The sequence below is a fragment of the Candidatus Acidiferrales bacterium genome, assembly GCA_035515795.1.
Lineage (GTDB): Bacteria > Bacteroidota > Ignavibacteria > Kryptoniales > JAKASW01 > JAKASW01.
On sequence record DATJAY010000013.1, the window covers coordinates 12235 to 27457 of the forward strand.

Annotated in this window: 13 protein-coding genes; 10 read left to right on the forward strand and 3 right to left on the reverse strand. The window is 47.1% G+C overall.

Annotated features, from left to right (window positions below):
- Window positions 1-7 precede the first annotated feature (7 nt).
- The 10 genes from wecB (at window position 8) to VLX91_07610 (ending at window position 11612) form a co-directional block, all read left to right on the forward strand.
- The gene (wecB, locus tag VLX91_07565) at window positions 8-1156 is read left to right on the forward strand and encodes a UDP-N-acetylglucosamine 2-epimerase (non-hydrolyzing) (GenBank protein HUI30058.1); all 1149 of its coding nucleotides are present in this window, start codon (window positions 8-10) and stop codon (window positions 1154-1156) included.
- 1 nt (window position 1157) lies between these two features.
- Complete coding sequence (locus VLX91_07570; GenBank protein HUI30059.1) at window positions 1158-1799, forward strand: HAD family hydrolase; 642 nt, start codon at window positions 1158-1160, stop codon at window positions 1797-1799.
- An 8-nt stretch (window positions 1800-1807) separates the two neighbouring features.
- The gene (locus VLX91_07575) at window positions 1808-3205 is read left to right on the forward strand and encodes a hypothetical protein (GenBank protein HUI30060.1); all 1398 of its coding nucleotides are present in this window, start codon (window positions 1808-1810) and stop codon (window positions 3203-3205) included.
- Window positions 3198-4196 carry a Gfo/Idh/MocA family oxidoreductase gene (locus VLX91_07580; protein ID HUI30061.1) on the forward strand — a complete coding sequence of 333 codons (999 nt, stop codon included), beginning with the start codon at window positions 3198-3200 and terminating at the stop codon, window positions 4194-4196. The genes VLX91_07575 and VLX91_07580 overlap by 8 nt, the downstream gene beginning before the upstream one ends.
- A 9-nt stretch (window positions 4197-4205) precedes the next feature.
- The gene (locus VLX91_07585) at window positions 4206-5651 is read left to right on the forward strand and encodes an HD domain-containing protein (GenBank protein HUI30062.1); all 1446 of its coding nucleotides are present in this window, start codon (window positions 4206-4208) and stop codon (window positions 5649-5651) included.
- Window positions 5652-5731: 80 nt separating this feature from the next.
- Complete coding sequence (locus VLX91_07590; protein ID HUI30063.1) at window positions 5732-7090, forward strand: TolC family protein; 1359 nt, start codon at window positions 5732-5734, stop codon at window positions 7088-7090.
- 8 nt (window positions 7091-7098) lie between these two features.
- Window positions 7099-8382: an efflux RND transporter periplasmic adaptor subunit gene (locus VLX91_07595; GenBank protein HUI30064.1), complete on the forward strand. Its 1284-nt coding sequence runs from the start codon at window positions 7099-7101 to the stop codon at window positions 8380-8382.
- A gap of 4 nt (window positions 8383-8386) precedes the next feature.
- Window positions 8387-9124 (forward strand): ABC transporter ATP-binding protein, encoded by a 738-nt coding sequence (locus VLX91_07600; GenBank protein ID HUI30065.1) that lies wholly within the window; start codon window positions 8387-8389, stop codon window positions 9122-9124.
- 53 nt (window positions 9125-9177) lie between these two features.
- Window positions 9178-10350, forward strand: a complete 1173-nt coding sequence (locus VLX91_07605; GenBank protein ID HUI30066.1) for an ABC transporter permease — start codon at window positions 9178-9180, stop codon at window positions 10348-10350.
- Between the two features lie 29 nt (window positions 10351-10379).
- Complete coding sequence (locus tag VLX91_07610) at window positions 10380-11612, forward strand: ABC transporter permease (protein ID HUI30067.1); 1233 nt, start codon at window positions 10380-10382, stop codon at window positions 11610-11612.
- Window positions 11613-11735: 123 nt separating this feature from the next.
- On the opposite strand, the gene VLX91_07615 is transcribed toward VLX91_07610, so the two are convergent.
- The 3 genes from VLX91_07615 to VLX91_07625 form a co-directional block, all read right to left on the reverse strand.
- Window positions 11736-12293: a LemA family protein gene (locus tag VLX91_07615; GenBank protein ID HUI30068.1), complete on the reverse strand. Its 558-nt coding sequence runs from the start codon at window positions 12291-12293 to the stop codon at window positions 11736-11738.
- 10 nt (window positions 12294-12303) lie between these two features.
- Window positions 12304-13389, reverse strand: coding sequence for a GIDE domain-containing protein (locus VLX91_07620; protein HUI30069.1), 1086 nt, complete (start codon window positions 13387-13389; stop codon window positions 12304-12306).
- 117 nt (window positions 13390-13506) lie between these two features.
- Entirely contained in the window at window positions 13507-15222 is a 1716-nt protein-coding gene (locus VLX91_07625) for a hypothetical protein (protein HUI30070.1), read from the reverse strand.
- Window position 15223: the final 1 nt, after the last annotated feature.

Genomic DNA, 15223 nt, shown 5'->3' on the forward strand with positions numbered 1-15223 from the left:
AATAAAAATGACAAAGAAAATCTTATTTATTTTCGGCACTCGCCCTGAAGCCATCAAGATGGCTCCGCTGATAAAAGAAGTCGAAAAGCACAAAGACTTCGAAGCGAAGATTTGCGTTACCGCTCAGCATCGCCAAATGCTTGATCAGGTTTTGAAAATATTCGACATAAGACCTGATTACGACCTCAACATCATGACGAACAACCAGTCCCTCTTCGAAATTACCGCAAAGATCATCGTGAGAATGCAGGACGTCATCGCTCGGGAAAAACCCGACATCGTTGTCGTCCAGGGAGATACGACCACGACGTTTGCTGCATCGCTCGCAGCCTTTTATATGAGAACGGTTGTGGTACACCTCGAGGCAGGACTGAGAACGGGGAACAAGTTTGCTCCTTTTCCCGAAGAGATCAACAGGCGAATAACGAGCACGATAGCTGATATCCATCTTGCACCGACACCCTGGGCGAAGGATAATTTGCTGAAAGAAAACATTCCACCTGACAATATTTTTGTAACGGGGAACACGGTAATAGACGCACTGTTCCATGTTGCCGAAAAATTAAAAACGACAGGCTCGAACTTCGACGGACATTTCGACGGGATAGACTTTTCAAGGAGGGTGGTGTTGATCACCGGACACAGGCGGGAAAATTTCGGGGAAGGATTCAAAAATATCTGCAACGCGATAAGGGATTTGGCAGCAAAATTTACGGACGCAGAATTCGTTTATCCGGTTCATTTCAATCCGAATGTCCGCAAACCCGTGAACGAAATCCTGCGGGGCTTCAAGAATGTGCATCTTACCGAGCCACTCGGCTACGAACCGTTTGTCTACGCGATGGAAAAATGTTATCTGATCCTTACTGATTCCGGGGGCGTGCAGGAAGAAGCTCCGTCGCTTGGCAAACCGGTTCTTGTCATGCGCGAGACGACCGAACGCCCCGAGGCGGTCGAGGCAGGCACGGTCAAGCTTGTCGGAACTGATCGAAAAAAGATCGTCGACAATGTTTCGATGCTGCTCACCGATTCAAAAGAATACCTTGCGATGAGCCGCGCTCACAACCCGTACGGAGATGGAAAAGCCTCGCGAAGGATCGTGAAAATTTTTGAGGATTATTTTAAGCGAGAATCGATCGGAAAAATTGGAAAATAAATTGTCGCTTGTAATTTTTGATCTTGACGGCACTCTTGCCGATACTCATCAATTGATTTTTGACAGCTTTAATTTTGTGATGGGCAAGTACAAGTCTGTCGAGTTGAGCCCTCAGGAAATTATGTCGTACTTCGGTCCACCCGAAGAAGTGTGCATAAAGAATATGATCGGCACAGAAAACTTCGAGGGCGCGTGGCACGATTATCTTGATTATTATGAAAGACATCTCGACGAGACCGTCATATTCTCCGGCATCCCAGAACTTCTTAATGACCTGAAAGCGTTGAAGATGCTCTTGGGTATTTTTACAGGGAAGGGTAAAGAGACGACGGAAATGACCTTGAAATTTCACCGCATACGGAGCTTTTTCGATATCGTGGTGACCGGGTCGGGCGTGAAAAATCACAAGCCGCATCCTGAGGGTGTCGAGCTGGCGCTCGCGAGATTGAATGTGCATGCGCAAAAAGCCGTGGTTGTGGGTGACTCGATGGCTGATTACAAAGCGGCGGTCTCCTCCGGCACGCACTTCATCGCCGCAATGTACGACCCGTTTCTCAGAGCTAAATTTGACGGCATCGATTGCAGACGTGTGAAATCCGTGCAAGAGCTTTCAGGGATGCTGCTGCATGATGGAGCGCGCTAGAACTGCCGATGGATTTTAGTCGATTCGATAAGTATCATAAAGTTCTGTTGGCGGCCGCATTGTTGATAGCGCTTCTCACTTACTGGAGATTTCGCGAGATCGACGTGTCGGAAGCTTATTCATATGTTGCCCAGCAGAATGTGATCCATCCAATTCTTCAGCAGAGTTTTGCGCGAATCGCTTCCTTCGAAACTCGGTCCATGGTCTGGGATTTCTTCGGCCTGTTGGGCAGAACATTTGTCCCTGATTCAATCATCGTGGTACGCCTTGCGGGGCTTCTGCTTACAGTTCTGAATTATTTCCTTCTTACAAGACTGTTGAACCAAATTCTCGATCAGCGCTTTTGGGGATTTCTAGGAGTGTTCTTGGTATCGCTGTCGCCGTTCATGACCGTTGCCGCCGTGTCCGGACTTCCTGCAGCGAGTGCCGTGACCATAACGCTACTTTATCTGATTGCGCTTTATAAAAATCAATATGTTTTTGCCGGAATGCTGTCGGGAATCGGAGTTGCCGCGAATTTGCCGGGATTGATTATGTTCTTGATATTAGTACTCGACCTCCTGCAGAATTCCTTGACAGGAGACCTTCGAGCGGCCGGCAAGAAAAAGATCATACGGGAAATCTTATCTTCTGCAGCGGGATTTCTCGGAGTTATTCTGGTCGTGTTTCTTTATTCGGCTTACGCGGGAACCGCAAGACTCTCTTCAGTTCCTTTGCAGGAGCGAGATGTGCCATGGTCGCTGCTCGGTGCTGTTCCGCTCGTTGTCGTCGGCATCGTGGACATAGCAGGTATCATATATTTGATCGCTGCGAGACGTTTTGACATTTGTCGGATCCATTTTCATACGTTGATGCTGTGGATTTCGTTCGGTGCATTGTGTGTAGTTCAACCCACTGTGTTGAATCTCTCGACGGCATTCATAGTGTCCTCTCTCCTTGCAGTATATTTTGTACGGGGATTTGCCTCAATCTGGAATTTGAAATTCTTGTCGGTTGAAACTTTTGTTTTTCTTTTTGTCGTATCTTTCTTGTTCTCGGATATATATGCCAACAATAGGTTCCTGGGAGAAAAGGTTCTTGCCGATTGCAGGGAGAAGACGCAAGCGGTGAATGAATTAATAGATTCGCTCAAGACTGTTGACGATGATTCGCAGATTGTCAGCAACTTTGCGCCGTCGGAGCTGTCTGTGCGGCTCGTGAAGCCGGTTTTGGAAATCAACGGTGAACCATTTCCGCTGGAAAATGTAAATATCCCCGGAAGAAAGACCATATATATCGTTGACAAAATTTCTAAAGTGGATTCGTCGTATCGAGGATGCAAACTGCTGGTCAGGACTAATTATGAATTCGAGGGACACGAACATTTTGTCGAAGTCATCCAATGCGAGGGAATGTCAAATGAGTGAGAATGTAAAGATTGGAGTTGTAGGTGTCGGTCATCTCGGACAGAGTCATGCCCGGCTTCTCAAACAAATAGGGAGCGCAGATCTGGCCGGCGTTTTTGATATCGATAAGTCGAAGTCGCAAAGTATAGCTGCTGAGTTGAACGTGAGATCGTTTGGCTCTGTCGAAGAAGTGCTCAATTCGGTGGAAGCCGTTTCGATAGCAGTCCCGACAAGCGTTCACTACGATCTGGCAGCAAGATTTATCGAAGAAGGTAAACATTGCTTCATTGAGAAGCCGGTAACTTCGACGGTGGAAGAGGCTGAAGCCATCTGCAGGCTGTCGAAAGAAAAAAAAGTGAAAGTGCAGGTTGGTCATATCGAACGGTTTAATCCGGCGGTGTTGGCACTTTCGAATTTAAAACTCGATCCAATGTTCATAGAGTCGCATCGTCTTGCACAGTTTAAACCGCGGGCGCTTGATGTCGCCGTCGTGCTCGACTTAATGGTGCACGACATCGATTTGATATTGAACTTTGTGAAAAGTCCCGTGACGAGCATCGACGCGAGCGGAGTTGGAGTCATTTCAGACACTATCGATATCGCGAATGCAAGGATCAAATTTAAGAACGGTACGGTTGCTAATTTGACCTCCAGCAGGATTTCGCAGAGGCAGATGAGGAAGATGCGGCTCTTCCAGCGTGACGCATATATTTCGTTAGACTTCGCCGACGGAATCGCGGAGATCTACCGCGCTGTAAAGCCCGATAAAGTAATGCCTGTCGGTATGAACTTAGGGACCATTGGAATCGGAGATTCTACACGCGCAATAACCTACGAGCAGCCGGAGATTTCTCAAGTGAATTCGCTGAAAATGGAACTGGAGCTTTTTGTCAAGAGCATCATTGACGACACCCCCGCTGCGGTGAGTCCTGAGGAAGGTCTGAAGGTCCTTAAAGTTGCCGACACAATCCTCAGACAAATAGAAGAATCTAAAAAAATCTTGAATCTTTGATCGAACGAAATGCTGCGCCGTAAAGAGCATAAAATAGATAATCCTATTCTTCTTCAGATAGGGAAACTTGCCGACAGCATCGGGATGCAATCTTATGTTGTGGGTGGATACGTTCGTGACCTAATTTTGTCCCGGAAGGATACATCCGGGAGGACCGAAAGCAAAGACATTGACGTGATGGTGATAGGCGATCCGATTTCATTTGCAAGAGAGGTCCAGCGAGAGTTGAACGCGACTGCATTGGTGGTGTTCGAAAAATTTCGGACGGTGCAGATGATAGTCGGCGACGTGAAAGTGGAGATAGTCGGTGCGCGTAAGGAAAGTTACGATGCTGATTCACGAAAGCCTCATGTGAAAGAAGCGACGCTTGAAGAAGACCTGTCGCGCCGGGATTTCACGATCAATGCGATGGCAATAATGTTGAATCCGAAATTCGAAGCCCGGCATCCAAAATTGGATGTGATCGATCCTTTTGACGGGAAAGGTGCTCTTGCGAAAAAAATGATCGATACGCCGCTTGATCCGGAGGAAACGTTCAGCGAAGATCCCCTGAGAATACTTCGCGCGATCCGGTTTGCCTGCCGCTTTGATTTTGCCCTATCGCCGCGGGTCAAAGAAGCTATCGTAAAAATGAAAGATCGACTGGGCATAGTTTCGCAGGAAAGAATAACCGAAGAGTTTCTTAAAATAATATCTGCATCGCGTCCGTCTTTAGGATTGAAACTTATGCAGGACACCGGCGTAATGACGATTGTGTTCAAAGAGATAAGCGATATGCCCGGAGTTGAACAGCGGCAGGATCATCATCATAAAGATGTGTTTCTACACACGATCTGTGTTGTGGATAATCTCGCCCAGAATTCGAACAACATATGGCTGCGGTTCGCCGGATTAGTACACGACATCGCGAAGCCGGAGACAAAAAAATTTGTCGAGGGTGTAGGATGGACATTCCATGGCCATGACGAGATCGGCGCACGAAAGATAAAAAAAATTTTCCAGCGCATGAAATTTCCGATGGACAGTCTTCCTTACGTAGAAAAACTCGTTCGACTGCACCTGCGACCCATGGCGCTGGCAGTGGAAGGCGTTACCGATTCCGCTGTCCGCCGGTTACTTTTTGACGCGGGCGATGACTTTGAAGATTTGATGAAGCTTTGCCGGGCTGACATAACCAGCAAGAACAGGGCTTTGATAAAAGAATATTCACGGAATTATGATTCGGTTGAACAGAGGGCCAAGACAGTCGAAGAAAAAGACAAGATACGAAATTGGAAACCGCCTGTGAATGGCGACGAGATAATGGAGATTTTTAGATTGAAGCCGGGAAAAGAGGTGGGCATGCTGAAGAAAGCCGTGGAGACCGCGGTGCTCGACGGGATAATTCCGAATGACCATGATGCCGCGCTGGAGTTTTTGAAATCGAAATATGAGAGAATCCTGGCAGAAGGATGAAACAGTGATTCATTTTATCCGTCTAAATAATGGAGGCATAAATTCAAGCCGCTCTATTTTAAATTCTGAGGAGTTATTAGATGATTAAAAGAATAGTGTATATTTGTGCAATTGTTGTTTTCGCATCGACAGCATTCGGACAGGACAACAGTACGCCGAGGCAATTGTCGCTCGACGATTGCATAAAAATCGCTCTTGAAAGAAATACAACAGTTTTACAGTCACAATATCAGGCGGAGAGCCAGGATGCCAGAGTTCTCAGCGCCTATGGTGGATTGTTGCCGTCATTAAACGCCAGCGGAGAATTTAACTACACCGACCTCCACTCCCCGCCGGGTTCTTACACCGTTGGTACGACCGTGATACAGACTAATGGAATCAGTATAAACAGACGCTACTCGGCTGGGGTCGAGGCAAATTACACTTTGTTTAATGGATTTGCGAATTATGCGACGGTGAATCAGGCGAGCTCCGCGAGTCAGGCTGCGGATTTAGGCTTTGGACGCTCAAAACAAACTGGCGCATATCAAGCTACTGTGAACTATTTGGCGGTCTTCAACGCAAGAGATCAGCTGAAAATTAGTCAGGACAATCTTACCAGGGATCAGCAGCAGCTGGAAACGATCAAAGAACAAAATAGCGTCGGCTCCGCATCACTTGCTCAAGTCTATCAGCAGCAATCCGTTGTAGCCGCCGATGAATATTTGCTCGTGCAGGCAAAGAATACTTATGATCAGGCGCAGGCTTCTCTTAAATTTTTTCTCGGCATTCCCGTTACAGATAACGCGGTTTTTGCCGATTCGACCGTGAAGAGTGACATCGATACCACGGAATTTGTACAAATAAATCGGCAGTTCAGCGAAACCGCAGCAGTAATAGATAAAGCACTTCAGGCACGTTCGGATTATCAGGCAGCAGTTGCAGATCTGAATGCTTCTAAATCGTCTTTGACAATCGCAGAGGCAGCGTACTCGCCTGTGATCAGCGCCTCTCTGCAGTACGGGATATACGGACCTGAATTAGCAAACAGTGGAATTAGCCAGAATAAGAATTTATCTGGCTTACTCAGCGTCTCACTCCCGATCTTCAACGGTTTTCAAACTCAATCGAATATTGAAGAAGCCGGTGTTGCCGTAAAGTCATCGGAACAAACTCTCGATGCCGCGCAGCGGCAGGTGGCGCTCGATGTATATCAGGCTTTGCTTAATCTTAACGCTTCCGAAAAAGGTTACGAAGCTGCTGTAAACTCAGTTGCGTCCGCCAAGATCAATTTGGAAACTGCTCAGGAAAAATTCAGGATCGGCGGAGCTACACTTCTGGATGTCTTGACTGCAAACGCGCAATATACACAGGCATTGTCCAATCAGGTCATTGCTGCTTATACTTATATTCAGGCAAAGAAACAGATAGAGTACGCTATCGGAACAATAAATTATTGAGGTAAATAATGGCAACTAATAGAAAGAAAAAAAGAATTTTCATTTTATCCGGGGCCGGGCTATTGGTGGTGATCCTTGTTGCCGCAATAGTTATCGGCGGGAAGAAAGAGCCCGTCATAATGGTCCAAACTGAAAAGGTTGTTCGCCGTACGATCACTCAGGTAGTTACCGCTTCGGGCGATGTTGAACCCAAGGTGCTCGTGAAAATCAGTCCTGAGGTAAGCGGTGAGATCGTAGACCTTCCTGTGGTGGAAGGACAGCGAGTAGACAAGGGACAAGTCATCGTTAAGATACGTCCGGATACATATATCGCCCAGCTCCAGCAAAGTCAGGCGAACCTCCAATCGATGCTCGGGCAACAGGACTTAGCCAAGGCGAATTACGACAACTCTTCTTCCACGTATAAGCGTGCGCAGGAGCTCTACAAGAAAAACTTAATGAGCGACCAGGATCTCGAGTCTGCAAAGACTCAATATGATGTCAACAAAGCGACATATGAGTCTGCCAAGGCGAATGTCGCGTCCGCAAAAGCGCTGCTTGACCAGACACAGGATGCTCTTAGTAAGACCACCATTCATGCGCCGATGGACGGAATCGTGAGCGTTCTCAATTCGAAACTCGGTGAGCGTGTTGTCGGCACAAGCATGATGGCGGGCACTGAAATCATGGACGTAGCCGACATGAAAAGCATGGAAGCCCAGGTGAACGTCGACGAAAACGATGTGGTCCTCGTTGCTGTCGGCGATACTTCTACGTTGTCCGTCGACGCTTTTCCCGACAAGAAAATAAAAGGAGTCGTATATCAGATAGCATCTTCCGGAACCACGACCGGTGCTGGGACGCAGGACCAGGTGACAAACTTTTTGGTGAAAATAAGAATTATTCAAAGCGAGGTCGATTTGAAGCCGGCAATGTCGGTGACTGCCGACATCCAGACGGCAACTCATCTTAATGTCCTCTCGGTTCCGATCCAGAGCGTGACGGTAAGGATGCCGAAGGCATCGGAAGGCAAGGGACAAGGTGAAGCGTCGAGCGTTAGCGATTCAAAGGCAAATGCAAAGCACGAGACAGTGAACGAATGCGTGTTTATCGTTGACAAAGGTGTCGCAAAAACGGTGACGGTAAAGCGGGGAATTGCAGACGATAATTATGTTGAGATAACCTCGGGGCTAAAAGGTGATGAAGAAGTAGTCAGCGGCAACTTCGTCGCCATCAGCCGGGAACTTAATGACGGATCGAAGGTTAGAATAGATAATAATAAATCTATGGCGACAAAGGCGATCGGAGGATAAAATAATGTCGGGTAATGTTATTGAGCTGATCAAGGTAAATAAAGTTTACGACATGGGTGCAGAAGTCCAGGTCCAGGCACTTAAGGACATAGATCTCACTATCAAGAAGGGAGAATACGTATCGATAATGGGACCGTCCGGTTCCGGGAAGACGACGCTCATGAATATTCTCGGCTGTCTTGACACTCCGACCAGCGGCAAATATCTGTTCGACGGCGTAAACGTCAGCGACATGGATGACAACGAGCTTGCGAAAATTCGCAACCAGGGGATAGGATTTGTATTTCAGACTTTCAATTTGATTCCTCGCTCTGACGCCCTGCATAACGTCGAACTCCCTCTGATCTACAGCGGAGTTCCGGCGGCTGACAGAAAAGAACGGGCAAAAAAAACGCTCGAAATGGTTGGTCTCGCCGAGCGTGTCCATCATAAGCCGAATGAGCTTTCCGGCGGGCAGCGCCAGCGTGTTGCGATCGCGCGGGCACTTATTAATAACCCATCGATTATCCTTGCTGACGAACCGACGGGGAATTTAGATTCGAAGACAGGCGACGAGATAATGTTGTTCATGGAGGAATTGCACAACAAAGGGATCACGATAATTCTTGTCACTCACGAAGAATACATCGCCGAGCATTCGAAGAGAATAATCAGGATAAGGGATGGAATGATAGAAAGCGATTTGCCGTTGGAAAAGAACGGTAAGGTTCACGCATTCCACGAGGCGGAAAAGGTTCATTAATGTCCTTTTTGAGCGAGCTACAAGAAGGTTTGAAACTCTCGTTCGCCGCATTAATGGCCAACAAGATCAGAGCGGCACTGACGATGGTCAGTATTTTTATCGGTATCGTCGCGGTGACACTGATGGGCGCGGCAATAACGGGTCTTACTAACTCGTTCAACAAGAGCTTTCAATTCATGGGTGCCGATGTCCTGTATGTTGACAAATGGCAATGGGGTTTTAGCGGCGGAGAATGGTGGAAGTATCGAAATCGGAAAGACCTGAAACCTGAATATGCCGAGAGAATACAGAGAGAAGCGACGTTAGCTGCCGCTGTTGCACCGGAAACCGATCGAAACGGGATTGTGAAATATAAAAATAAGGTTGCAAACAACGTCGATATCGTGGGGACTACTGCGTCTTATCCGGATGTGACTAACATGAGCCTCGACGCGGGAAGGTTTTTCACCCTTGAAGAAGATCGCGGGAATAGACCCATGGTAATCATAGGCGGTGACGTCGCAGATGCCCTTTTCCCCAATCAGGATCCGATAGGACAGTCGATCAAGATTAACGGTTTATCTTTCCGCGTCGTCGGTGTCAGAAGTAAAGAGGGAAGTTTTCTCGGAATGTTCAGTCTTGATAACGTTGTATTCATTCCCATCGGACAATTCCAGGACATTTACGGAACTCGTTTTTCCGCCACGATAGATGTCCGAGCCTCTAATGAAAAAGACTTAGATGACTCAAAGGAAGAGTTGAGAGGAATAATGAGAAAGATCAGGGGTCTGGCCCCCTATCAAGAGGACGATTTTTCAATCAATCAACAGGATCAATTCACGAATGCGTTTGATCAGATGATAATGTATGTAGGAGCGATCGGGATCTTTGTTACCGCACTTTCTTTATTCGTCGGCGGTATCGGCATTATGAATATAATGTTCGTCAGTGTTACTGAACGGACGAAGGAGATTGGAATCAGAAAGGCGCTCGGTGCGCCGAGGCGCGCGATCCTGGCACAGTTCTTGCTCGAAGCGGTATTGATTTGTTTAAGCGGAGGATTGATTGGCCTCGGAGCTTCATATCCGCTGAGCATGCTCGTTGACAAAGTGCTCCCTACGTCTATGCCGGTATCGATTGCAATCACGGGAATCTTGATATCGCTCGTGGTTGGTGTCATCTCAGGAATTGTACCCGCGCTGAGGGCATCCAGGCTCGATCCGGTTGATGCACTGCGATATGAGTAACCAAAAATTGTGGATGAAGAATTTGAACTATGAATAAGAATTTCATCTTGTCTGAATGGAGAGAGAGTTTTGCGATGGCGTTGTCCGCCATACGAGCTAACAAGCTTCGCTCAAGTCTCACTCTGCTTGGAATCGTTGTCGGCGTCTTCTCGATCATTGCGGTCAACACGGCTATGACAGTTCTTCAGGACTACGTAGTATCCAAATTGAATTCCATGGGCTCAAACACTTTTATGGTTCGGAAGTTTCCAGCTTTCTTTACGGACTGGGACAAATATAGAAATCGAAAGGATCTCACCTATGAACAGGCCATGGAATTGAAGGAACGCGCTACGCTGGCATCGAGTGTCGGCGTGCTGGCAGGTAAGTGGGGGAAGATCGTCGAGTATCGTGACCAGAAGACGAATCCAAATGTGAACCTGTTGGGAATTACCCCCGATATTTCTACGGCGCGGAATGAGGTGATGGAGGAAGGAAGATCGGTAAGTGAAAGCGACGTCGAGACGGGACGTCTTGTTTGCGTTCTCGATCCAAATTTAGCAAAGGCTCTGTTTGTCCACTCCGATCCGCTTGGAGCAGTGGTGACAGTGGACGGTATCGGATACACCGTTGTTGGGGTCATTGAAGACCAGGGAAACATGATCGGACAGCAATACTATCTGGAGATACCGATCTCGGCTTTTTTCGCTCGGTACGGAAAAGAAAGAAGCATGAACATTTATATCCAGGCGAAGAGCCAGAATCTATTCGATGCAGCCCAGGAGCAAGCCATAGGAATTCTGCGCACGGTCCGGCAGGTGCCGCCCGGAAAAGACAACGACTTTGATATCATCTCGAATGCGTCGTTGGTTGGACAATTCGATAAGGTGACCTTCTACGTAAAGATCGGTGCGATAGTGGTGAGCGCTATCGCGTTGCTCGCGGCGGGTGTCGGAATCATGAATATCATGCTCGTCGGTGTCACCGAACGCACGAGAGAGATCGGCGTCAGAAAATCCGTAGGCGCGACGAAGCGAAACATATTAATCCAGTTTTTGTTGGAAGCCATCGTGCTGTGTGAAGTCGGAGGAGTTGTAGGAATTATTCTTGGTTTGATTGGAGGAAACTTAGCAGCGGTTGTGTTGCACCTGAAAGGTGCTTTCCCCGTAGATTGGGCAATAATCGGACTTGTCGTATGTTCGCTCGTCGGCATCACATTCGGGGTCTATCCTGCATACAAAGCGGCGAGCGTAGACCCGATCGAGTCGTTGAGATATGAATGACGGGGTCAGACCTCAAAAGTCAGAGATACATGTCAAATATTTCCGAGCTGTGACTTTTTGATATTCCTTCTCTCATGCCATTCTCCTGAGTCGTTTTTCTTGTCAAGTGTAAACCGCATTGGATCAAAACCTCACCGCGACGTCCTGTTTGTCTGCGTCTGCGGCCTTGAAAAATTCCTGGGGCGTGTAGTTGAGTAATCTGGCGATGAATACGTATGGTATTTGAGCTATGCGTATGTTAAATGTGTTCACTGAATCATTGTAAAATTCCCGCCTATCGGCAATTTGGCTTTCTATTTCGGATATTCTGTTCTGAAATTGGACGAACATCTCATCCGCCTTCAACTCGGGATAATTTTCAGAGACGGCAAAAAGAGATTTCAGAGCTGAGGTCATCATATTATCCGCCTGCGCTTTTTCCGGTATTGTCTTCGCCTGAGCATACGCCGACCGCGCTTGCGTTACCCGTATCAAAACGTCCCTTTCAAAGTTCATATATCCTTTCACGGAATCCATCAACTTTGTCAATTCATCATGGCGCTGTTTTAACAAGACATCAATATTGCTCCAGGCTTTTGAAATATTGTTTTTCAGAAAAATGAGACTGTTGTAAATAGAAACAAGAGATCCAACGAGCACGATAACAATAAGGAGAACGATTACAAGTATTACGATTTCCATGATGATATCCTCACAATAAATTTGATAGATAAAGTATTCCTGAGAATCCCGTAAGAAAAATTATCGCTCCATAAGAGAGGCCGGCAATCATTCCCCATTTTTCCTGATGGAGTGTGTACTGCTCGCGGCTCTCTGAGATTACAAAAGGGGTTTCAGCTCCTTCTTGAATAACAAGCTGCTCTGTTGTACCATCTTTTCTGACGGTAGCTGTTCCTAGAATGAATACGGGGTCGTTCGGTGCCAGAAATTGCTCGATGTAATGTTTATCGCCGGCCTTGGGAGAAAAATCTGCCGAATAGACATCGCTGGTATCGTTCGGAGTTCCATCTGCATTCAACATTCCGAACTCTCTGTCGGAAATCTTAACTTCAGCGTCCTGAGGGTCCACCATGATTTCTCCTGTGTCGTCTTTGACCCAAAAGGGAACCTTGTACGTCGGACCGGGCATTTTCTGCCAGTCATTGTATTCGTCGGAATGTTGATCCTCGCTGCCAGTGCATATTTCCAGTGAACTCGTGCAATAGACACAGGGCGACTTGGAATATGGAGTCGTAAGAACATTTCTCGATACAATCGTGCCGCTTATTTCCACCGGTCCTATTGCCACCGATCGGATCTTTGAGCGAGGGATATTTTGCATGACTTGGAGTTCATGCATTTTCCCAAAGCCGGATTGGAAAAGAATAGAGCCAATAATTGCAAGGAAAAATGAGACCATGATCGAAGCGGTGGATATTACGGAGTGAAGAGCTTTCATGTAGGATGTCAAAGACGTGTAAGACATACTTATTACCATAGCTACAATTATTGCACAAATTAGGAATATCCCGGCGATGACTCTCCTTTGAGGAAGAAACAGGAGACTAAAACCGACAAATAAATAAAAGATAACTACGGAAGTAAAATATCCAACGGAGAGCATAACTGCCGGGATAATAATCGAGGCTATGAGACCGAAGATAAATCTACCGGCTGAATTCACAAGCGCAAAGAATTTATCTTCTAAGCTGCCGTCGGCAAAAAATCTTTTATATAAGTACCACGATAGAAATAGACACAAGAAAAAAGCCAAAAAATACAGAACAGCAGGATCCATTTTCTAGAGCCCTTCTAATATTATTCCACGCGTGCCACTTTGTTTTGCGCTTCGATGAAATATAAGCCGGGGATGCTGCAGAAAAAAATTTCTCTGTGCCCCGGGATATCAGTGTCCTTACGCCTTCATCCTCAGCCCTTTTTCCTCATACGAGAAAATCCAGCCGACGATTTTCCCGGGCTCGATCGATTCGAAGTTGTTCCAGTATTCCTTTGTATAAATGAATCTGGAGCTCGTCTCGTTAACCGGGATCGGCTCGACGGACTTTCTTATTTCATCGAATCTTTTTTTCCATAACTCCATATTCTTGACGCGCAGATCGACCCATCCATCGTGTGCCCACGCGTCAATAGTTTTCTGATTTGCCGGAAGAATTTCTTCCCCTCTGAACGGCGGAATCTTTATCTCGTTTCCTCGCAGCAGGCTGTTTCCATCCGGAAGCAAAATCGGAATGCCTATCGATATGATCTCCGAGCGGAGGCTTTTATTTTCTTTTATCATTTCGCTCAACTCCTCGGACATTTTCCCTGCGGAAGTTTTTTCGACCTTATCAAGAGTGCTGTAGCGCTTCGACAGCAAATAGCTTTCGTAGAGCAGCTTGGAGAGCCGGGGCGGTCCGAGAAGCTCGAACGCTACACTGTCAACATTGTGTTCCTGTTCGAGCTCCCGCATTTTCTTGAAGGCAGAATGAAATAGATAGCCTGCCCTGTAAGTCGGCGCGAGTGTCGCATTATCGAGGGCATTGATGATGTCGTGGCCTGTGTTGCCGCCTTTGATTTCAAAGACTACATCTTCTGCAATCTCTTCGGGCGTCACATACTCCATTTGGCCGGGCGCAGTTATCGCCTCAAATTCGTCCAAGGAGAAGAGTCCATTTTCACCGGTGTCTATGAAAACGGAGCGGAGAGGCTCGTTGCTCTTTACCACCTTGCTCGAATTCTTCAATTCCAGTTTGCTGTCTATCTTATATGGATCATCCGGAGAGCAATCCTGAAGCAATATAGGTTTGCCTCGTTTCATTATCTCGCCGAAACCGATTCGTTTCCACGCGATTGCTGCCGTCGGCTTGATTTCCTTTGTGATCGGCGCGTCCGGAGTTCGTCCCATCAGAAACATCAGCAGCGTGTGTGCTCCGGCAACTGCAGATTTCGAGAGGAGGACGCTGCTCGGTTTTTCTTCGCTGTGAGTATAAGGAATGTTCAGTCCCATTCCGCCGGTTCCGCTTGTACCTATTTTCATGTAGATTTGTGTGCCGGCATCGTGCATCGAACGATAGAGGATCTGGATATGCCTGATCAGCTGCGGGGTATAAAGCGTGCATAAAAGTTTTTCCACGGTATCAAATAGCTCGTGGCCCTTGGTTGACGAATCATGTTTTGCCCTGTCAAGCTCCTTCAACAGCGTGCGGCTCGATTGAAACAAATCTTGATAAGCGATTGCGGTTGCTGAATTGATGCAGTCGATGATGACTTCCGGCCTGTAATCGGTAAGGAGATTATAAATTGTGCTTGATTTGAGAATATCTTCGGACAATTCGCCGAGCGTGTCGTTGATGAGAGCGCGGCGATTCTCGGAATTATTCAGGATCTCCTCGCGCGGCAGGTCTTTGAACTCCTCTCTAACGAAAATGTTGCCATGATATGGGATGAAAAAGTCGGCGTCATGTCCGGCAAACTCTTTTCCGAGCTGCGCAACCGCATCGATTGCTTCCGATTTCAAGAGAGACGTGACAATTATTTTGTCCGGTTTCTCCGGAACAAGCTTCCGGCAGATTGCGGAGCCAACCAAGCCCCACCCGCCAAGAACAAGGACTGTTTTTCCTTTGATCTCCATC